The following is a 20,087-nucleotide window of genomic DNA, read 5'->3' on the forward strand; positions in this document are numbered from 1 at the left end:
GCGCCCTAGTTGAAGTCCTCGAGCACTCGCGTCGCGCGGAACTGCAGCGCGGCGAGAAGACCCGTGATGAAGAACAGTGCGACCGACACCGCCGAGGCGAAGCCGAAATCGGCGCCGGAACCGCCGAACGCGATGCGGTAAATCATCGAAATGAGAATGTCGGTTCCGCCGGCCGTGTATTCGCCCTGGCCGAACGGGCCGCCACCCGTAAGCAACTGGATCGCGTTGAAGTTATTGAAGTTGAACGCGAACGACGACACGAGCAGGGGCGCAACGGCGACGAGCAGAAGCGGGGCGATGACCCGAACCGTTGTCTGGAAGCGGCTCGCGCCATCGATGCGGGCGGCCTCCTTGATGTCCTCCGGAATCGACTGGAGAGCACCCGTGCAAATGATGAACATGTAGGGGAAACCCATCCAGAGGTTCGTGAGCAGCACCGCGACCTTAGCCATCGTCGGATCCCCGAGCCAGTTGATGTCGAGGTGGAGCAAGTTATTGATGAGACCGAAGTCCTTGTTGTAGAAGTTCGACCAGATGAGCAGCGAGATAAAGCCCGGGACCGCGTACGGAAGGAGCAGGAAGGAACGGTACAGTCGCTTGCCCTTGAGACGGTCGTCGTTGAGGACAAGCGCGAGGAAAAGCCCCAAGATGAACGTCGTAGCGACGCTCAGGAATGCGAACGCGAGGGTCCACAGGAACACCTTGAAGAACTGCGCGCCGATCTTGCCATTCGTGAACAGGCGCGCGTAGTTATCGAGACCGACGCCTTGGAGCCAGCCCTGTGAGAGCGCCTGCCCCGTCTTGTCGCTGACGAACTTCTCGCTGCTTCCGACCTTCTTGATCGACCAGGTCTCGCCCGTTTCGGAATTCGTGATCGTGTCGGACGCCTCGTCATAACGCATGACCTTGGTGCCCTCGAATGCCAACTTTGGCGTGAGCAGACGGATCGCCTCGGTATCGCTCTTCTCGACGGCGATTTCGGTAATCTTCTTGCCCGCCTTGTTGATCTCATCGTTGGTCAGCATGGTGACGTTATCGCCGGCTTCAACCACGCGTTTGTTTTCGACCTTGACCTCGGAAGGGTCAACCTTCTCGAGAGGAGTTTCGGCGCTTCCCTTGAAAATATCGCCCGTCTCAGGGTCCACGAGGTACAGCTCGAAGGGACCGTCGGTTGCCGTACCGGTCGTGGCGACGGACGCGTTGAAGCGGGTCGATCCCTCAACCTCCTTGACGGAGTTCCCGGTGATAGCTGCGATCGCCTGTTCCTTCGTGCCGCGCGTGCCGTCACCGTAGTTCGTGAACGAGTAGTTCACGGTGAGGAGGATCGGCGTAATGAGGAAGATCAGAAGGAAGAACGTTCCCGGGAAGATGTACTTCGCGGGGATGAAGCGTTTAGTCGAGTAGATGCAGAAAATCGCGATCGTGACGACGATGGTGATCGCGAGCCACATCCACAGCTTGAGGCCGATCAGCACGGGCACAAGCCAGCACGCGGTTGCGAGAACCGCGCCGAGGAAGACGATTTTGAGGATAAGGGGCAAGAGCGACGTGGAGCGTTCCTTGAACGCGGGCGCATCCGTTGCGGTCATGGGCGTGGACCCTTCCTAAAGGGGCGAAGTAAGGGGTCACGCGCGCGGACGAGGCGGCGGCCGAAGCCGTGCGCCCCCACCCGCACGCGTGAGTGTCAAGGGGAAGTCTCCCGCGGGGATCAGATCTGCGACTTGATCTGTTCGCCTGCGGACTCCATGGCGTCCTTGGGGTCGGCGCCCTTGACGATGTTGGCCTGGGCGATTCCGAGCGGCTGCCACACAGCGGCCATGGCGGGGATCGCGGGCATAGGGAGCGCCTTCGTCGCAAGCTCAGCGTTCTTCACGATGTTCGGGTGATCGGCGCCGAGCTTCTTCTGGAGCTCCTTGTGCACGGGCGGAAGGGTGTTGATCGCGAACATTTCCTCGATCACGGTCGTGTCCTCGGCGATCGACTGGATGAAGGTCTGAGCGTTGACCGCATTCTTACCGTTGGCGGCAACGAAGAAGAGGTTGACGCCCGCGAACGGCTCGGCGGGGTTCATGCCCTCGAAGCCGGGGATTTCGCTCATCGTGTAGTCGATGCCGGCCTTTTCGATGTCGGCAATAGCCCAAGGGCCCGAAATGAGGTAGGCGGCCTTGCCCTCGGTGAAGCGCGCGATCGAGTTCTCGACCGTGATCGAGGTCTTGAGGACTCCCGCTGCACCGAGCTCCTTGAGCTTTTCGCCCGCCGCGATCGAGCCTTCCTTGCCCACGCCGATGTCGGAGGGGTCCGCGTCGCCCTCGGCGGTCTTGCCGAAGAGGTAGCCGCCGCCCGAGGTGTAAAGGGGCTCCATGTGGTAGGCATCGCCTTCCTCACCGATCGGGAGGGAGAGGATGTCCTCGGCGCCCGAGGCCTTGCCTGCCTCAACGAGCTCTTCGATCGTCTTGGGTTCGGGAACGTCCGTGAGGGCATTGTTCGAGTAGAGGGCGAGGGTTTCGACGGCGTAGGGGAGGCCGTACACCTGGCCCTCGTACGTTGCGGCCTTCATGCCGATTTCGTCGATGGCTTCGGTTGCCTTCGCGCTCAGCTGAACCGGGGTGATGGCGGAGTTCTGGATGAGGTTGCCGATCCAGTCGTGGGCCGCGAGGATCATGTCAGGGCCGTTGCCGGCCTGGTTCGCGGTGATGAAGTTCGCCTGCGGATCGGTCGCCACGATCTGCACGGCAACGGTCATGCCGTTTGCCTCGCCCCACTTGGCTGCGGCGTCCTTGAGGGAGTTGGCCTTCTTCTCATCGGTCCAGATGACGAGGTCGGCGTCGGCACGTTCTGGGGCCTTGGACTCGTCGCCACTCGCGCCGCCGTCCGAAGCGCCCGAGGAGTTCGAGCCCGATTTGTCGCCGCCACATGCGGCGAGGGCAGTAGCGCCGATGGTTGCTGCGCTTGCAGCGAGGAAAGTCTTGCGGCGAATCTTCACCGTGTTCTCCTTTGAAATGGTGGACCCGCGTAGGCGCGGGGCGACGGGGGTATGTCGTGCTTTCACCGTAGCGCGAAAGCGAAAGTTGTGCAAAAATATCAGAAAGATCGCAAGAAACTTGCAGTTCGATAATTCAGCTCGCGCGCATGGTTTATCAATGTGGACGCCGCTCCACGCGCGACACTTTTGGCCCTGGAGGGACCGTATGGCGAAGGTGCGACTCATCGATATAGCGCGCAAAGCGCACGTGAGTGAAGCAACCGTGTCGCGCGTCCTTGCGGGCAAACCCGGTGTCAACGCTGCAACTCGCGACAAGGTTCTTTCAGTCGCGCGCCTGCTCGGTCGTACCGACGGTGCAATCGATGACGCGGCGCCTCTCGTAGGCCTTGTCATGCCCAACATGGAAAACCCGATCTTCCCGCTCTTTCTCGAGCGGCTCGAAGCTGAGGCCTACGCCGCGGACCTCGAGACTCTCGTGAGCATCAACGCGCGAAGCGAGGCGCAAGAAGCCGCCTCCATGGAGCGCCTCATACGCGCCGGCGCGCGCGGGATCGTTCTTGTCTCGGGTCAGCACGCGCACGATGAAACGAGCATCGATCACTACATCGCGTGCGCCGAACGCGGCATCAAGCTCTGCCTCATTAACGGGGTGCGCCCCGGGCTGGACGCGAGTTTCATCAGCACCGATGATTCGAAAGCGGTCTTTCTCGCGCTCGAGCACTTGCGGCACCTCGGTCACGTGCGCGTGGGCCTCGCGGTTGGCGACGAGCACTCGTGGCCGGTACGCGGCAAGGTTGCGGCGTTCGAGGAGCACTGGCCCCACGAGTTCGGATGCGTCGCTTATACCGATTTTTCGTTTGCGGGTGGTTACCAGGCCGCACTTGAGCTCTACGACCAAGGATGCACGGCCATGGTGTGCGGGAGTGATCAAATGGCGCTCGGGGCAATCGCAGCGATTCGTGATCTTGGGCTCCAAGTGCCTGCGGACATGTCGGTCGTGGGGTACGACGATATTCCGCTCGCGGCGCACCATACTCCCGCGCTTACAACAATTCGCCAACCGGTGCCGGCCATCGCGCGTACCGCCATACGAAGCGTGAGCAGTGCAACGGGGGAGTCGAGGCAAGCCCCTCGCGCCGTCTACGTTGTCCGTCCCGAGCTCGTGGTTCGGCAAACCACCTCACCGCCCGCGAACACGATAGGCTTAAAGGCGTGAACACCACCGACTCTGCCCCCACGACCCATATCGCCGACATTCCCAATAAGACCTACGAGGCGGCGCTCAAGCGCAACGCTCAGGTTGAGGAACAGCTTGCGAAGGACCCGTCGGTCTTTCGCATGCTCACCGGAGATCGCCCCACGGGTGCTCTGCATATAGGCCATTATTTCGGCACGCTCAAGAACAGGGTTCGCCTTCAGCAGCAGGGGGTAGAAACCTGGATCCTCGTCGCTGATTACCAGGTGATTACGGATCGTGACGTCGCGGGGGATATCAAGGGCTCGGTGCGCGAGCTCCTCACCGACTACCTCGCTGCGGGCATCGATCCTGAGCGCGCAACGATCTTCGCGCATTCGGGTGTTCCCGAACTCAACCAGCTCATGCTCCCGTTTCTCTCGCTCGTGACGCAGCCGGAACTCGAGCGCAATCCCACCGTGAAGTCGGAGATGCAGGCTGCGGGCAAGAGCGCGATGGGCGGCTTGCTGCTCACGTACCCCGTCCACCAGGCGGCAGACATCCTTTTCTGCCACGGCAATCTCGTTCCGGTTGGCAAGGATCAACTCCCGCACATCGAGCAGACCCGCCTCATTGCGCGACGCTTCAACGAGCGCTTCGCCGGCGGCGAAAAGTATTTCCCGGAGCCTGATGCGCTGCTCTCGAAGGCCGCTGTCATTCTCGGTCTCGACGGCGACAAGATGTCGAAGTCTCGTGGGAACACGGTCATGCTCAAGATGACCGCCGCGGAAACGGCGAAGAAGATCAAGAAGGCTAAGACCGACTCGGAGCGCCTCATTACGTTCGATCCCGACAATCGCCCCGAGGTCTCGAACCTCCTCACCATTACTGCTGAATGTACCGGCCGCGCGCCGGAGGACATCGCCGAGGAGATCGGTGATAAGGGCGCGGGGACGCTCAAGGTGATGTGCGCCGACGCCCTCAATGCTCATCTCGAACCGGTGCGGGCGCGTCGCGCCGAGCTCGAGGCGAATCCCGACTACCTCTTCGAGGTGCTGCGCGCGGGCACGGAGCGTGCGCGCGAGCAGGCGGTCCAAACCCTCGATGAGGTCCGCGACCGCATGGGCATGCGCTACTGAGTGCGCGCGTGAGAAATCGTTCGTTCGAGCTTCGACCCCATCATGAGCGGGTCGTCGCGCTGACCGGTGCCGGGCTGAGTGCTGCGGCCGGGCTTGCGACGTTCCGCGGGCCGGGTGGGATCTGGGAGGAAAACCCCGATCTCGAGGCGGCAATGGACGTCAGTCGTCTTCCGGGAAATGTGCCGATCCTGTGGCGCGTGTGGGGGAGCGTGTTTGAGCGGGCGCTTATCGCTGGGCCGACCCCCGGGCATAGAGCTCTCGCAGCGCTCGACGCAACGATTCTGACTCAGAACGTCGACGGGCTGCACCAGTTCGCCGGTTCGCACGATGTTGCCGAACTGCACGGAAGCGCGGCGGAGGCTGTGTGCCTCAACCCGGAGTGCACGTGGCGCGCGCAACTCGCCGTGCGCCTCGATCCCGAGCGTGATCCTTCCGATCCCGAGCATTACGGGGTGCCGCGCGACTGCCCCGTGTGCGGGGCTCTCATGCGTCCCGACATCGTCCTTTTCGGCGAGATGCTCCCGAGCGGAGTGCTCGAGTATTCGGAAAACGCGGCGCGTAACTGCGACGTGTTCCTCGCCGTCGGTACGTCGAACACGGTTGCCCCGGCATCGCTGCTCGCGCCGCTTGCGCGCGCTTCGGGTGCGGTGACCGTGTGTATCGACCCGTACGCGGACTCGGACCGCCTCGCGGGTGTGTTCGACTATGTGGTGCGGGAAGACGCCCACACGGTGCTCGCGCGCTGGGCGGAACACCGCGGGCGCGAGAGGCGCAACCCGTTCCTCGACCCGTTTTAGAGTGTGGGGATCTCGGGTGCGGTGACGGAGGTCCGACACTCGCCCGGCTCGGCTTGCAGCGGGTATTCCATGAGGAGCTGCTGGCTCCCGAATTCTTCGAGTCCGCGGCGTACGCGGAAGCCGATCTTTTTGAGCTGTTCAACCGAGCGCTTGTTCGACGTTTGAACAACGGCGATCATGACGGGTTCGTCGAGGGTGTCTCTAGCGAACTCGATGACGCGCCTGACGGCTTCGCGCGCGTATCCGTGACCGACGAATTCGGGCAGGAGCGCGTACGTGATTTCGAGCTCGTCGCGATCGTAATTCAGGTTGACGATACCGAGCATCTGATCCGTTGCGCCGTGCGCAATGATCCAGGCGCCCCACGTGTTCCCGAGTGGGGAAAGTTCGAGAGCCTGGCGCGAGCCGAAATTCACGGCTCCGCCGAGGTATCGGCTCGCCGAGGGATCGGTCATGAGTCGCACGTAGTCGTCCCGGTCTGCCTCTCCGGGTTCCCGGATATGAAGTCGTTCGGTGCGTAGCCGAACTGGCCAATAGGGTTCGTGTTCGCGTCTCACGACCACTAGCTTAACTGTGACGCCTGAGACATTTCGAGGTGCGCTCGCGATGCGGGTCACCGTGTGTTTTAGTCGTGTTCATGTCACTGCAACCCGGACACCCCGCGACGACGCGGGATACACCGCGCGAATATCGCGCAAGAAAGGGCAGGAAACCCGATGGCCGAGCTCATCAACAGCCCACTGTTCGCCGTTCACGAGCGTGAGGGCGCCTCTTTTACCGATTTTGCGGGCTGGAATATGCCCGTGCGCTACACCTCGGATCTCGCCGAGCACGCCGCCGTTCGCGAGCGCGCCGGCCAGTTCGACCTCTCGCACATGGGCGAGGTGTTCTTTACGGGCCCAGAGGCTGGCGAAGCGCTCGACTACGCGCTTGCGGGCAAGATCAGTTCGCTTGAGGTGGGGCGCGCGAAGTACTCGCTCTTGCTGAGCGAGGAAGGCGGCATCATCGATGACCTGATCGTCTACCGCCTCGCGGAGGATCGCTTCCTCACCGTCCCGAACGCGGGTAATCGCCTCGTCGACGCCGCCGCTCTCAAGGAGCGCGCCGAGCGATTCGACGTCGAGGTCACTGACCGTAGTGAGGAGATCGCGCTCGTTGCGGTTCAGGGCCCGAAGTCCGCGGAAATCGTGCGCGGCTTTGCTGAACGCGAAGGCATCGAGGTGGATCTCGATGCTCTCGATGCTCTTAAGTACTACCGCATTCTTGCGGGAACCTACGAGGGCGAGGAAATCCTTTTTGCCCGCACCGGTTACACGGGCGAAGACGGCTTCGAAATTTACGTTCCGAACGCCCTGGGCGTGAAGACGTGGGAGGCCATTGCTGGCGTTGGCGGCGAGAACATCCAGTCGTGCGGTCTCGCGTGCCGCGACACGCTCCGCCTCGAAGCCGGCATGCCCCTTTATGGCCACGAGCTGAGCCTCGATATCGTCCCGGCACAGGCGGGCCTTCGCCGTGTGGTCGCCTTCAAGTCGAAAGGCGATTTCGTCGGGCGCGAAGCCCTCGAGGGCAAGGATTTTTCGGATCGCCGAGTGCTCGTGGGGCTCAAGGCCGACGGTCGCCGCGCCGGCCGCGCGGGCTACGTTCTTCACGATGAGAACGGCACGGAGGTAGGGGAGCTGACCTCGGGCGCGCTTGCACCGACTCTCGGTTACCCGATTGCGCTTGCTTACGTTGAGCCTCACCTCTCGAACGAAGGTCAGGAACTGTCGATTGATGTGCGTGGCAAGGCGCTGCCCGCCACCGTCGTATCTCTCCCGTTTTACTCGCGCGCCAAGTGACGCGTGGGGCTGCCTACCAGGAGGCGGCCCGTAGGATTTTCACGAAGGTACGCTTCACACACTCTGAAAGGAACAAAGATGTCGGATCTGAAGTACAGCAAGGACCACGAATGGGTGCGCGAGGAAGGCGACGGCACCGCAACGATCGGCGTGACCGACTTCGCTGCTGACCAGCTCGGCGACGTTGTCTACGTCGACCTGCCCTCCGTCGGTGAAGAAATTGAGGCCGGCACCGAGATGGGCGAGATCGAGTCGACGAAGTCGGTCTCGGATCTTTTTGCCCCGCTATCCGGCGAGGTCACCGAGGTGAACGAGGACGTCGTCGAAAGCCCCGAGAAGGTCAACGACGATCCCTTCGGCGAAGCATGGCTCATCAAGGTCAAGGTCACCGATATCCCCGATGATCTGCTCTCGGCCGAGGAATACAGCGAACTGACCAGCAAGTAAATATTTGAGGAGTTTCCCGTTCATGTCTGAACACCACAGCAACGTCGCTGTCGATAATTCGGCGATCGACGGTCTTCATTCGTTCGTTCGTCGGCATGTCGGCACTGCGAGCGAGGACCAGAAGAGAATGCTCGAGGCACTAGGCCTCGACTCGCTCGGTGCACTTCTTGAGAAGGCCGTGCCGGGCACGATCCTTCTCGACGAAGGGCTGGATTCTCTGCTTCCCGAAGGCGCGAGCGAAGCCGAGGCTCTCGAGGAGCTTCGCGCTCTTGCGAAGAAAAACACCGTGAAGCGCTCGCTTATCGGCCACGGGTACTACGGCACGTACACGCCCTCGGTCATTCAGCGAAACATCCTCGAGAACCCAGCTTGGTATACGGCGTACACGCCGTACCAGCCTGAGATCTCGCAGGGCCGACTCGAGGCGCTGCTCAACTATCAGACCATGATCGGGGACCTCACGGGCCTCGAGATCGCAAACTCGTCGATGCTCGATGAGGCCACGGCGGCTGCCGAGGCAATGCTTCTTGCGCGCCGCGCGGCCCGCGGCAATAAGTCGAATGTGTTCCTCGTGGACACCGACGTGTTGCCGTCGACCCGCGCTGTTCTCGGCGGCCGTGCCGAGGCCGTTGGCATTGAACTGAAGGATGTCGATTTCGCGAACGATGGCGCTCCGTCGGGCGAGTACTTCGGCGCGCTTGTGCAGTACCCGGGCGCTTCGGGTCGCGTGTGGGATCCTCGCGACGTGATTGCCGCGGTTCAGGCCAACAAGGCGAAGGCAATCGTGGCCGCGGATCTGCTCGCGCTCACGCTCCTTGCCTCACCCGGCGAGCTCGGCGCGGATGTTGCGGTGGGTAACTCCCAGCGCTTCGGCGTTCCGCTCGGCTTCGGTGGGCCGCACGCCGGCTACATGGCGGTCTCGAAGGGGCTTGAGCGGCAGATTCCCGGCCGACTCGTGGGTATCTCCCTCGATGCGGAGGGCAACCCCGCGTATCGCCTCGCCCTCCAGACTCGTGAGCAGCACATTCGCCGCGAGAAGGCAACGAGCAATATCTGCACGGCGCAGGTCCTGCTCGCTGTTATGGCGTCGATGTACGCCGTGTACCACGGCCCCGAAGGCCTCAAGCAGATTGCTAGCGAGGTCGCTGGCCGCACCGCCGCACTCGCTGCGTGGCTCACATCGAACGGTTTCCAGCTCAAGCACGAGACGTTCTTCGACACCCTTGAAGTGACCGTCAACGGCAAGGCTGAGGACATTGCTCGGGCCTTCGACGACCGAGGCATCCTCGTCGCTCATCCCGATGCGGACACTGTCCACATCAGCCTCGACGAGACTGTCACGCCGAGCGCGCTTTCGGAGATCATCGAGGTATTTTCGGAGTTCTCGCCCTCGCACGTCGGCGACGTGGCTTTTGACGAATGGGCTCAGCCCGGTGAGACCTGGGGCGAACTCGCGCGCACGTCCTCGTTCCTCGAGGCGCCCGTGTTCAACTCGTTCCGCTCGGAGACCGCGATGATGCGTTACCTGCGCCGTCTCGCCGATAAGGACTACGCTCTCGATCGCGGCATGATCCCGCTCGGTTCGTGCACGATGAAGCTCAATGCCGCGACCGAAATGGCCGCAGTTACGTGGCCCGAGTTCAACGCGATCCACCCGTCCGCGCCCGCAAGCGACGTTCAAGGCTACGTCGAGCTCATTACTCAGCTCGAAACCTGGCTCGCCGACGTCACAGGCTACGACACCGTGTCGCTTCAGCCGAACGCTGGTTCGCAGGGCGAGTACGCGGGTCTTCTCGCGATCCGCGCCTACCACGCGAGCCGCGGCGAATCCGCCCGCACCGTGTGCCTCGTGCCGAGCTCGGCCCACGGCACAAACGCCGCTTCCGCGGTCCTCGCGGGCCTGCGCGTCGTCGTTGTTGCGAGCGACGCTAACGGCAACGTGGATCTCGACGACCTCAAGCAGAAGATCAAGGATCACGCCGATGAACTCGCGTGCATCATGATCACGTACCCGTCGACCCACGGCGTGTACGAGTCCGAAGTCCGTACGATCACGCAGCTCGTGCACGATGCTGGCGGGCAGGTGTACGTTGATGGCGCAAACCTCAACGCGCTGCTCGAAGTGGCGAAGCCGGGCGAATTCGGCGGCGACGTCTCGCACTTGAATCTGCACAAGACGTTCTGCATTCCGCACGGCGGTGGCGGGCCCGGCGTCGGCCCCGTTGCGGCGAAGGCCCACCTCGCACCGTTCCTGCCGGGGCACCCGGACATGCAAAACGCGGAGCACCCCGTTATCGGCGGTGCGGATCGCGCCCACGGCGGCGCACCTGTGTCGCAGGCACCGTACGGTTCCCCGTCGATCCTGCCCATCCCGTGGACCTACATCCGCCTCATGGGCGCGAAGGGGCTGCGCCACGCGACCGCATCGGCCGTGCTCGCCGCGAACTACATGGCGAAGCGGCTCAGCGAGAAGTTCGAGATCCTCTACCGCGGGGAAAACGGGCTCGTGGCGCACGAGTGCATCGTGGATCTGCGACCCTTCACCGACCGCACGGGTATCACCGTCGATGATGTCGCGAAGCGTCTCATTGACTACGGTTTCCACGCTCCGACCATGAGCTTCCCCGTTGCGGGCACCCTCATGATCGAGCCGACCGAATCGGAAGACCTGTGGGAGATCGAGCGCTTCATCCTCGCTATGCACCGGATCGCGGACGAAGCCGAAAAGGTTGTGTCGGGCGAGTGGCCGAAGGACGACAACCCGCTCGTCAACGCCCCGCACACCGCGTATTCGGTTGCGCGCGAGGACTGGGATCATCCCTACTCGCGTGACGAAGCCGTGTACCCGGGTGTGAACGCCGCGAGCGAAGCGGGCTATGACCCTGACTTCCACATGACCAAGCAGATGCAGTACCAGGCGAAGTACTGGCCGCCGGTCAGGCGCATCGACCAGGCATACGGTGACCGCAACCTCGTGTGCTCGTGCCAGCCGCTTGACGCCTACGAACAGGGCTAATAGCGCAGCCTAAGGGTGGGGCGTTCCTCCGGGAGCGCCCCACTTTTGCGTGGGTCTTGGGAAACATGAACGAGCGTGAACCGGAGTTTGGCCACGCCGCTGCGAATCTCGTAGGTTGATGGCCATGACAGAGATACTCACCACACACGCGGGCTCGCTCCCGCGCACCCAAGAACTGATCGACGCGAACTACAACAGGGAGCTTGAGGCCGACGGCTTCACCCCTAAGAAATCGCCTGAGTTTGAACGCATCCTCGCGGACGCGGTCGATGGCGTCGTGGCCCGCCAGAAGGAGATCGGTATTTCCGTGCCGGGCGATGGCGAGTACGGCAAGGCGATGGGCTCAGCCGTGAATTACGGCTCCTGGTGGTCATACATCTACGACCGCACCGAGGGGCTCGAGCTCACGGGGACCGATTTCTTCAATGCAAAACCGCAGCGCAGCGAGCCCGGCAAGATTGTCTTGACGAGCTTCGAGGATCGCCGCGACCGCAGCCTTTTCCCTGGAGCGTACGCCGATCCCGTTACCGGTGTTCCCACGACCAACGACAAGCCGGAAACGTTCATCATTCCTGCTGCCACCGGGCCGGTTGCCTTCTCCGAACTCGGTAAGGACCTGTGCGCGAACGACATTCGAAACTTCTCGCACGCACTTGAGAAGTCGGGATATGAAAAGGGCTACCTTTCGACCCTGTCGCCGGGCTCGGGCGCCAGAATTCACGACGAATACTACGGTGATCCGGATGCGTTCCTCGACGCGTGGGTGGAGGTGATGCGCCCCGAGTACAAGGCCATCACCGACGCCGGCATTCAGATCCAGATCGATGACCCTTCGCTTGCCGAGAACTTCGACCAGATCAACCCTGAGCCGAGCGTTGAGGACTACCTCGCGTTCACGAAGAAGCGCGTCGATGCCATCAACCGTGCGATCGATGGAATCCCTCGCGAGCTCGTGCGCCTGCACACGTGCTGGGGTTCGTGGCACGGGCCGCACGTGACGGACTTCGAGTTCAAGTATCTCGCCGAGCTCATGCTCGAGGTTAACGCGAAGTACTACTCGTTCGAAGCGGCGAATGTGCGCCACGAGCACGAGTGGGTTGTCTGGAAGGACGTCACGCTGCCCGAGGATCGCGTGATCGTTCCCGGCATCGTCTCGCACTCGACGAACGTCGTGGAGCATCCCGAGCTCGTGGCGCAGCGCATCGAGCGCTTTGCGGACATCGTGGGCCCCGAGCGTGTGATTGCGTCGACCGACTGTGGTCTTGGCGGCCGCATCCACCCGGAGATCGCATGGGCGAAGCTCGAGTCCCTCGTGGAGGGCGCGGGCATCGCCTCGGCGAAGTACTGAGGTCATCCGCGACCAGCCGCGAAAGTGACGGGGGGCGTGACGCGTAGCGTTCACGCCCCCGTCACATTGGGGACACGTGTCTTTATCGTGGGCGTTGCTCCGAGGCTGCACAATCGGAAGCGTGAAAATCCTCGTAGTTGCCGAATCGTTCCTTCCCCATATGAACGGCGTGACCAACTCCGTTCTTCGCGTCGTCGAGTGCTTCGCTCTCTCCGGCCACGAGGTGCGGATTGTCGCCCCCGGCGCGCCCGGTATCCCGAATGAATTGACGTTCGGCGCGGAGCGCGTGCCAATCATCCCCGTGCTGTCGATACCCATGATGGGCTACGGCCAGGTGCGCATGAGTGCGACGACTAACTACCGCATTCGCTCGATCATCGACGATTTTCATCCCGATGTCGTCCATCTTGCCTGCCCTGCCCTGCTCGGCAACGCAGCGTCGAAGGCCGCCGTCAAAAGAGGCATCCCAACGGTCGCGATCTACCAAACTGACCTTCCTGGCTACACGCGCAAGTACGGGGCACCAGTTCTCGAGGAAGCGATGTGGATGTTCCTCCGCGACATCCATAACCGCTGCGAGGTGAATCTTGCACCGTCGTCAAGCACGCGCAATCAGATCGTCGAGCACGGCATCGAACGCGTGCAGATCTGGCGCCGTGGGGTCGACACTTCGCAGTTCTCGCCCTCGCGACGCAGCGACGAGCTTCGCGAGCGCCTCGCCCCGAATGGGGAAAAGCTCGTGGTGTACGTCGGGCGTCTTGCAGCCGAGAAGCAGGTCGAGGACCTCGCCGTGCTTGAATCGCTCCCCAACGTCCGCCTCGTGATCGTTGGCGAAGGGCCCCTCGAGGCAGAGCTTCGCGCGGCCATGCCGGGCGCGTATTTCGCGGGGTTCAAGAAGGGAGCCGAGCTCGCGGAGATTGTGGCTACGTGCGATCTATTTGTGCACACGGGAGAGCTCGAAACTTTCTGCCAGACGATCCAGGAGGCGATGGCTTCTGGGCTGCCGGCGATAGCCCCCCGCTCTGGCGGACCCATCGACCTCATCGACCATTCGCGAACGGGCTGGCTGTACACGCCCGGCAAGCTCGATGAGCTTCGTGCCTACGTCGAGGACCTCCTCGGGGACGATGCGAAACGCGAGCATTTCGCTGCGGCCGCTCAGGACTCGGTGCGCCAGCGCACGTGGCCGGTTCTCGCCGAACAGCTCCTTGGCTTCTATCGCGAAGCTGCGCGCGTGCATGAGGCATCAGCGCAAGCCGCGTAACCTTTCCTTCCCGCGGCCGCTCCTAGTGGCGGGCTGGCTGTACAAGGTGGAGGAAAGCTTCGAGTAGCCGCAAGGCGCTGTCGGAACCGTGCGCCCCCTGGGCGCTCGCGCGCCACTGTTCAATCTCGCGCGCGAAGGAATCGCGTTCTCGTTCGGCGGGCGTGAGTGCGCTCGTAGCGGCCCAGCGCGTCGCAATTGCGGGCGTGACCTCGGGGTGGAACTGCACACCCCATGCCGCCTCGCCAGCCCGGAAGGCTTCGAGGCGGCCCTCGCTGTCGAGGGCGAGGGGAACGATGGGCGCGCCACCGGGAGTGGTTGTGGGGAGTGCGGAGACTTCGTCCTTGTGCCACTGGAATGCGCGGAACACCGTCCCGGTTTCGTGAAGCTCGGCACGGGAGAACAGGGGATCGGTGGCGGCAGCTGGCTGCGCTATTACGGTGCAGAGCCCGACGGCAGGCTCCGGCCTGCGGGTAATCGCACTGCCTAGTGCGGCTCCGAGAAGTTCCTCGCCGAGGCAAATTCCAAAGAGCGGAAATGTGGTCTCGACAGCATCAAGACATAGTTGTCGGCACGGTGCGAGCCAGTTGTAGCGATCGTCCTCGAGCGGGCCCGGGCCACCGCCGAGGATGATGAGACCGCGGGACGTGGAGGCGATGCTCGAGAGGGACGGCAGTGCTTCGCCCCGGTAGGGTCGAATAACGTTGAGCGTGAGGCCCGCGGCACGCGCGAGCGGTTCGAGCATGCCCGGTGGGCAGTCGTCCTCGTGTTGAATGACGGTGAGCGCTCGGCGTGTGTTTTTCTCCATGTCCCCGTTATACAGGAGACGGACTCGCCGCGAAGCACTTGGAGGACTTTCGTCCATCGTTTAGACTGAGGTCGCGGCGGCCGCTTGCGGCGGCCGACATTCCTACCCGACCATCATGGAGAAAAGCGTGACCCAGCACAATAACGCCGCGGCAAGCAACGAAACCTCGCAGGGCTACAGCCTCGGCTTTTCGATTCTCCTCACCGCGGTCGTGTTCGTGCTTTTCGCTGGCGGCCTTTACGTTATGAGCCTCTACACGATTGCGCCGATCTGGTTCGTCGTTGGGCTTGCCATGTCGATTGTCGCGCTCTTTCTCGCGTTCGATATCGTCCCGCGCTTCTTCATGAAGTAGAACAGCAGCGATAGCAAAAGGCCCCGGCGCGGTCGCCGAGGCCTTTTCGTTGCGAAGAAGCAGGAGCGAGCTATTGCGCACGCTTCTTATCTGCGCTTTTATCGAGGGCCACGACGGCCTCGAGCGCCATGACGATCATCGAGTCGAACGTCTCCTGGCGCTCCTGAGCGCTCGTCTCTTCACCCGTGAGCAGATGGTCGGAGATCGTGCACACGGATAGCGCCTTGCGGCCGAACTGCGCGGCGAGCGTGTACAGCCCAGCGGTTTCCATCTCGACTCCAAGCACACCGTAGTTGGCGAGGGTTTGGGTGATCGGATTCGGGTTGTAGAACTGGTCGGCGGAGAACAGCCCGCCAACGCGATAGGGGAGTTCCTGCGCTTCGGCAGCCTCCACCGTGAGGCGCAAGAGTTCGAAGTCGGCCGCGGGGGCGTAGGTGACGTCACCGAAACGCGCGCGGTTCATGGCCGAATCCGTGCTGGCGCTGCTCGCGATTACGACGTCGCGCACCTTGACCTCCGGCGCCATACCGCCCGCGGTGCCCACGCGGATGATGGCTTGGACGTCGTAGTCGTTCATGAGCTCGTGCGCGTAGATCGCCATCGATGGCTGGCCCATGCCGGAACCCTGTACGCTCACACGCACGCCCTTGTATGTACCCGTGTAGCCGAGCATGCCGCGCACCTCGTTATAGAGCTTCGCATCGTCAAGGAAGGTTTCCGCGATCCACCTCGCGCGATAGGGGTCTCCGGGGAAGAGGACGTAAGGCGCGATCGCGCCTTCGGGGGCATTAATATGAGTAGACATGCCTTAAGCCTACGGTGTTTGGAGATGGGATGCCCGAAACTTTTCTGCCAGATCGTGAAGCCGTCCGCGCAAGGTGGGCGGTTTCGCTTGTGTTTCTCCTTAATGGCGTGAGTTTTTGTGCGATTCTCCCGCGCTACCCGGAGATAGTGCGGCAGCTGGGCATCAATAACGCGGAACTCGGACTCGCCGTGGGTCTCGGGCCGCTCGGTGGCCTCGCTTTCGGCTTGCTCGCCGCGCCGATTATGAAGCGGCTCGGATCCGGGAAGACCGCGGTGATCTTTCAGCTCCTGGCCTCGAGCGCGCACGTGCTCATCTATCTCGCTCCGAGCTGGGGCATGCTCGCGCTCGGCTTCGTGCTCGCGATGAGCTTCGACGCCATTACGGATATTTCGCAGAACGCTCACGGGATGAGGGTCGAGCGCCGCTATCGCCGCTCGATCATCAACAGCTTTCACGGATTTTGGTCCCTCGGTGCTGTGCTCGGGGGCGTGATCGGCTCCGCGTGCGCGCAATTCGGCGTCCCGCTCGCCTGGCAAGGCTGGGGCGGGCTCGTCGTGTTTGGTGCCATCGCGATTGCGAACTTCCCGTTCCTGCTCAAAGGTTCCGACGCCTCCGAGCGCGTCAAAGAGGTCTCGTCTCCAAGCGCCTCCTCCGCGAACGAAGCCCCGGCGGACCTCATGGGGGAGACGAGCGGTGACACCCTCCTCGAAAGCACCACGCCACAACGCGGGAAGCTCGGTGCGCTCGCGCTCCTCGGCGCGCTCGGCATGGTTCTCGTCTTTGCCGGCTCGACCGAGGATGCGGGTAGCACGTGGGGTGCGCTCTTCATGACACACACCTTCAATGCTTCGCCGTTCGTCGCGGGGCTCGCTTTCGTCGCCCTCCAAGGCGCGCAGATGGTCGGTCGATTCCTAGGAGACCCGATCGTCGATGCGTGGGGCGACCGAAAAACTGCACGCGTCGGCGCAGTAATTTCGTTCGTGGGCATGGGCTTCATGCTCGTGTGGCCAAATGCCGTGACGGCGGTCATCGGCTTCGCCGCGGCCGGCTGGGGCGTCGCGACCCTCTTCCCGGCCGTCTTCCGTGCGGGTGACAACATCGAAGATTTCGGTCACGGGGTCGGCATCACCGTTGTCGGGTGGTTCGCGCGCATCGGGTTCCTTCTCGCCCCGCCGATCGTCGGCTGGCTCGCCGATCTCTTCACTCTCCGCTATGCCCTCGCACTCGTGCCCCTCTACGCGGTCGGGGTCTTCATTATTGCCGGTGCCCTCGAGGATCTGACAAAGGCCGATAGGCGCGCGAAGGCCTTGGGCACAGCGTAGGCTCGGCAGGCGTCGGACCCGCCCCACGCCCCTCGAGCCCGCTCCTGTTTATTCGAACGCGCGTGTGTCGCCCGCGCCCTCACGCAGAACGCGCGGAAAATCGCCCGTGAGGTCAATGATGCTTGTGGGCTCTGATCCCGTGACCTCCCCGTCGATAATCGCGGGAATGAGGTGGCCGAGGCGATCCTCGACGACCCATGACTCCGTGAGCACGGAGCTCTCACCGGGCATGATGAGGCTCGAGCTCATGAGCGGCTCCCCGAGTGCCTCAACGATCGCGCGTGCCACCACGTGATCGGGAATGCGCGCCCCAACCGTGTGCTTCTTCGGGTGGAGCATGCGGCGCGGAAGCTCCTTCGTTGCCGGCAGGATGAACGTATACGGGCCCGGGGTGTGGGCGCGCAGCAAGCGGTAGTTGGGATTCGAAATGCGCACGTAGGTGCCCAGCTGGCCAAACTCGCTGCACATGACCGTAAAGTGGTGGTCTTTGCCGGTGTGGCGAATCGTGCGGATCTGCTCTAACGCCTCGTGAGCACCGATGCGGCAGCCGAGCGCGTACCCCGAATCGGTGGGGTACGCGATGAGCTCACCGTCCTTTAGCCGCTCAACAACCTGGTCGAGCAGGCGCTGCTGTGGAGTGACGGGGTGAATCGAAATGAGGCGTGCCATGACCCCATGTTAGTGCGGCGGCGCGGGAGCGAGCGTGACGTAGCCGTCAGCGTCAATCGAGGCGAGCGAAGTGGTCAGTACCCAGCCGTCCGCGCTGAGCACGGCTGTGCTTTCATCGGGCTTCTTCCAATACCCGTGGAACACCTGAGGTCCTTTGATCATGAGCTTGCCGACGGTTCCCGGGCCCACGACGCGCCTGCGGTCATTTAGATCCACGACCCGCACCTCGATCGAGGGGAGCGGTGTCCCCACGGTGTGCTCGCGCCCCTCTTCCGCGGTGCGCAAATACACGGTCACGCCAGCTTCAGCGCCGCTGTAACCGACCATGAGCGGCCAGCCAAGGTCCCGTGCCCAATCCCGAAAACTCGGTGCGTGGTCACGGCTCACGGGACTCAACGCGAGCCTCAATGTGAGGGACCGGCCTGTCGTGCGGGCATGCTCGGCGAGGAAGCGGAAGACCTCGGTATCGCCGGAGATCACCTCGGGAGGGTGCTTCTTGAGAGCGCGCATGAGGCCGGCGCGGTCGAACCGCGGGAAGAGAATCGTGTGCCGACCGTAAAAGAGGCTGGTCGTGAGAGTATCGGCGATCCCGATCACCGAGTGCAGCGGCCACAGCGCGTAGCCGGTCTCGGTCCCGGCCGGCGCCGTCTCGAGATACTCCAGGGACTGGTGCGCGAGCGCCGTGAGATTGTCGTGGGTGAGCATCGCCCCGAGCGAGCTGGCCCGCGTGTGCCCTTCGTACACGATGGCCGCGAGGTCACGCGGGCTCGGATAGGGGTAGTCGTCAGGAAGCGGCGCTGAGCCCAGCAGGTCCTTGAAGCGCGTGCGCGTGCAGAAAGTGAGGGGAAGCTGCGCGGGGCTTTTCGACGGCGACGCAACCCGCATGACTCCCTTGCCGCCCGCTTTCGCAATCTCTGCGAGTGCCCCCGTAAGGGTGAGCCGACGCGGGGCAGTCTTCGGAAGCTCCGGCGCTTGGACGGTGATGACGGTTTTTGGTCGCGCGTGCTGGTCGAGACCCGCGAGCGCATTGAGACGATACTCGGCGATGATGACCGCGACCGGCGTGTAATCGGCAAATTCCCGGCTCAGGCGCATCATCGGTTCGCGATCGGAGTGCTGCACGGCGATCGCTCCGATCCGAAGGACCGCGTGGAACGCCACGACGGCTTCAATGCTCATAGGCAGGACGATCGCGACGCGGTCGCCCGCACGGATTCCCGAATCCAAGAGTCCCTGCGCAAGGCATCGAATGCGGCGGCCAAGCTGCCCATAGCTCACGCGGGTTCCGCTCATCTCGATAGCCGTGCGTGAACGGAAATGCGAAATGGCAAAATCGAGAAGTTCCGAGGCATTCAAGGGGAGGGGATGTGCGCTCGCCTCGGAAGCCGGATCGATGACGTACGACCGTGCCGCGGGCATGAGCGCCTCCTCTCCGGGATCCTGTGTGGGGCGTGCGAGATTCGCCCCTGCATCTGACGTGTGCAGTCTAAGGAGCGAACCTGCATATTAACCCGAGACACCCGGGGTGCTTCATGGGTGGAGTAGCGAAGTCGCACGTGGTTGCGCTATGAGCAAGCCGAGTGTGCGAAAGTAGCACCGTGAATGAGAACAAGCAGGCGGGAGCCGTGAGCGTGCGCCTTGATACGTGGCTGCACGCGGTGCGGCTATTTAAAACGCGCTCCCTCGCCGCGAGCGCGATCAGAGCCTCGCACGTGCGCGTCGATGGTGAGGTCGTGAAGCCGAGCTTCCGCTTGAGCGTGGGCAGCACGGTTGCCATACGCCACCCCGGCTACACGAACGAGTACGTCGTCACACAATTGCTTTCAAAGAGAGTTGGTGCGCCACTTGCCCGCGAGGCCTACACCGACATCTCCGTTCCGCCGCCCCCGCAGCTCTTCGCGGCGCCGCCGCGGCGTGAGCGTGGGACTGGCCGCCCCACGAAAAAGGAACGCCGAGCGCTCGACCGCCTGCGCGGCCGCGAATCGCAAAACGGCAGGTGGACGACCATTTTCGACAATGATGAAAGTTGAGCGGAATAGACTCAACTTTGGTGGCGTTGCATAGAGCGTAAGCGTGAGAACGAGGAAGGCTCGGCAACCGTCGGACCTGCCAGGCCACAACCCCGCTC

At 63.0% G+C, this 20,087-nt stretch carries 18 protein-coding genes; 11 read left to right on the forward strand and 7 right to left on the reverse strand.

Annotated features, from left to right (window positions below):
• Positions 1 to 5: 5 nt before the first annotated feature.
• Together FXY94_RS06790 and FXY94_RS06795 are read right to left on the reverse strand one after the other, a co-directional pair.
• Positions 6 to 1,589, reverse strand: a complete 1,584-nt coding sequence (locus FXY94_RS06790; RefSeq protein ID WP_016664287.1) for an ABC transporter permease subunit — start codon at positions 1,587 to 1,589, stop codon at positions 6 to 8.
• A 119-nt stretch (positions 1,590 to 1,708) separates the two neighbouring features.
• Entirely contained in the window at positions 1,709 to 2,983 is a 1,275-nt protein-coding gene (locus FXY94_RS06795; RefSeq protein ID WP_016664288.1) for a sugar ABC transporter substrate-binding protein, read from the reverse strand.
• A 205-nt stretch (positions 2,984 to 3,188) separates the two neighbouring features.
• Here FXY94_RS06795 and FXY94_RS06800 point away from each other — a divergent pair, with 205 nt between their 5' ends.
• Genes FXY94_RS06800 through FXY94_RS06810 form a run of 3 tightly spaced genes read left to right on the forward strand, consistent with a single transcriptional unit; the run spans position 3,189 to position 6,093 of the window.
• Positions 3,189 to 4,199, forward strand: coding sequence for a LacI family DNA-binding transcriptional regulator (locus FXY94_RS06800; RefSeq protein WP_016664289.1), 1,011 nt, complete (start codon positions 3,189 to 3,191; stop codon positions 4,197 to 4,199).
• Positions 4,196 to 5,296 carry a tryptophan--tRNA ligase gene (trpS, locus tag FXY94_RS06805; protein WP_016664290.1) on the forward strand — a complete coding sequence of 367 codons (1,101 nt, stop codon included), beginning with the start codon at positions 4,196 to 4,198 and terminating at the stop codon, positions 5,294 to 5,296. The genes FXY94_RS06800 and trpS overlap by 4 nt, the downstream gene beginning before the upstream one ends.
• An 8-nt stretch (positions 5,297 to 5,304) precedes the next feature.
• A complete protein-coding gene (locus FXY94_RS06810) occupies positions 5,305 to 6,093 on the forward strand; it encodes an SIR2 family NAD-dependent protein deacylase (protein ID WP_016664291.1) in 789 nt (262 codons plus the stop codon).
• On the opposite strand, the gene FXY94_RS06815 is transcribed toward FXY94_RS06810, so the two are convergent.
• A complete protein-coding gene (locus tag FXY94_RS06815) occupies positions 6,090 to 6,650 on the reverse strand; it encodes a GNAT family N-acetyltransferase (protein WP_172620176.1) in 561 nt (186 codons plus the stop codon). The two genes, FXY94_RS06810 and FXY94_RS06815, sit on opposite strands and share 4 nt — an antisense overlap.
• 159 nt (positions 6,651 to 6,809) lie before the next feature.
• Here FXY94_RS06815 and gcvT point away from each other — a divergent pair, with 159 nt between their 5' ends.
• The 5 genes from gcvT (at position 6,810) to FXY94_RS06840 (ending at position 14,006) form a co-directional block, all read left to right on the forward strand.
• The gene (gcvT, locus tag FXY94_RS06820; RefSeq protein WP_016664293.1) at positions 6,810 to 7,931 is read left to right on the forward strand and encodes a glycine cleavage system aminomethyltransferase GcvT; all 1,122 of its coding nucleotides are present in this window, start codon (positions 6,810 to 6,812) and stop codon (positions 7,929 to 7,931) included.
• Positions 7,932 to 8,009: 78 nt separating this feature from the next.
• Entirely contained in the window at positions 8,010 to 8,378 is a 369-nt protein-coding gene (gene gcvH / locus FXY94_RS06825) for a glycine cleavage system protein GcvH (protein ID WP_016664294.1), read from the forward strand.
• 22 nt (positions 8,379 to 8,400) lie between these two features.
• Positions 8,401 to 11,394 carry an aminomethyl-transferring glycine dehydrogenase gene (gene gcvP / locus FXY94_RS06830; RefSeq protein ID WP_016664295.1) on the forward strand — a complete coding sequence of 998 codons (2,994 nt, stop codon included), beginning with the start codon at positions 8,401 to 8,403 and terminating at the stop codon, positions 11,392 to 11,394.
• A gap of 124 nt (positions 11,395 to 11,518) precedes the next feature.
• Positions 11,519 to 12,742, forward strand: coding sequence for a cobalamin-independent methionine synthase II family protein (locus tag FXY94_RS06835; RefSeq protein WP_016664296.1), 1,224 nt, complete (start codon positions 11,519 to 11,521; stop codon positions 12,740 to 12,742).
• A 121-nt stretch (positions 12,743 to 12,863) separates the two neighbouring features.
• Entirely contained in the window at positions 12,864 to 14,006 is a 1,143-nt protein-coding gene (locus tag FXY94_RS06840) for a glycosyltransferase family 4 protein (protein ID WP_016664297.1), read from the forward strand.
• 22 nt (positions 14,007 to 14,028) lie between these two features.
• On the opposite strand, the gene FXY94_RS06845 is transcribed toward FXY94_RS06840, so the two are convergent.
• A complete protein-coding gene (locus FXY94_RS06845; RefSeq protein ID WP_016664298.1) occupies positions 14,029 to 14,811 on the reverse strand; it encodes a type 1 glutamine amidotransferase in 783 nt (260 codons plus the stop codon).
• 127 nt (positions 14,812 to 14,938) lie between these two features.
• On the opposite strand from FXY94_RS06845, the gene FXY94_RS06850 reads away from it, so the two are divergent.
• Positions 14,939 to 15,163: a hypothetical protein gene (locus FXY94_RS06850; RefSeq protein ID WP_016664299.1), complete on the forward strand. Its 225-nt coding sequence runs from the start codon at positions 14,939 to 14,941 to the stop codon at positions 15,161 to 15,163.
• Between the two features lie 70 nt (positions 15,164 to 15,233).
• Here the strand turns inward: FXY94_RS06850 and deoD are convergent, their stop codons facing one another.
• Positions 15,234 to 15,968 carry a purine-nucleoside phosphorylase gene (deoD, locus tag FXY94_RS06855; RefSeq protein WP_016664300.1) on the reverse strand — a complete coding sequence of 245 codons (735 nt, stop codon included), beginning with the start codon at positions 15,966 to 15,968 and terminating at the stop codon, positions 15,234 to 15,236.
• Between the two features lie 89 nt (positions 15,969 to 16,057).
• Between deoD and FXY94_RS06860 the strand changes: the two genes are divergently transcribed.
• A complete protein-coding gene (locus tag FXY94_RS06860) occupies positions 16,058 to 17,290 on the forward strand; it encodes an MFS transporter (protein ID WP_232049692.1) in 1,233 nt (410 codons plus the stop codon).
• A 48-nt stretch (positions 17,291 to 17,338) separates the two neighbouring features.
• On the opposite strand, the gene FXY94_RS06865 is transcribed toward FXY94_RS06860, so the two are convergent.
• Positions 17,339 to 17,959: an L-threonylcarbamoyladenylate synthase gene (locus tag FXY94_RS06865; RefSeq protein ID WP_016664302.1), complete on the reverse strand. Its 621-nt coding sequence runs from the start codon at positions 17,957 to 17,959 to the stop codon at positions 17,339 to 17,341.
• Between the two features lie 9 nt (positions 17,960 to 17,968).
• The gene (locus FXY94_RS06870; RefSeq protein ID WP_016664303.1) at positions 17,969 to 19,378 is read right to left on the reverse strand and encodes an AMP-binding protein; all 1,410 of its coding nucleotides are present in this window, start codon (positions 19,376 to 19,378) and stop codon (positions 17,969 to 17,971) included.
• A 179-nt stretch (positions 19,379 to 19,557) separates the two neighbouring features.
• On the opposite strand from FXY94_RS06870, the gene FXY94_RS06875 reads away from it, so the two are divergent.
• The gene (locus FXY94_RS06875) at positions 19,558 to 19,989 is read left to right on the forward strand and encodes an RNA-binding S4 domain-containing protein (protein WP_172620177.1); all 432 of its coding nucleotides are present in this window, start codon (positions 19,558 to 19,560) and stop codon (positions 19,987 to 19,989) included.
• The last annotated feature ends 98 nt before the right edge of the window (positions 19,990 to 20,087 follow it).

It is taken from the genome of Dermabacter jinjuensis (assembly GCF_902381725.1).
In the GTDB taxonomy this organism is placed as follows: domain Bacteria; phylum Actinomycetota; class Actinomycetes; order Actinomycetales; family Dermabacteraceae; genus Dermabacter; species Dermabacter hominis.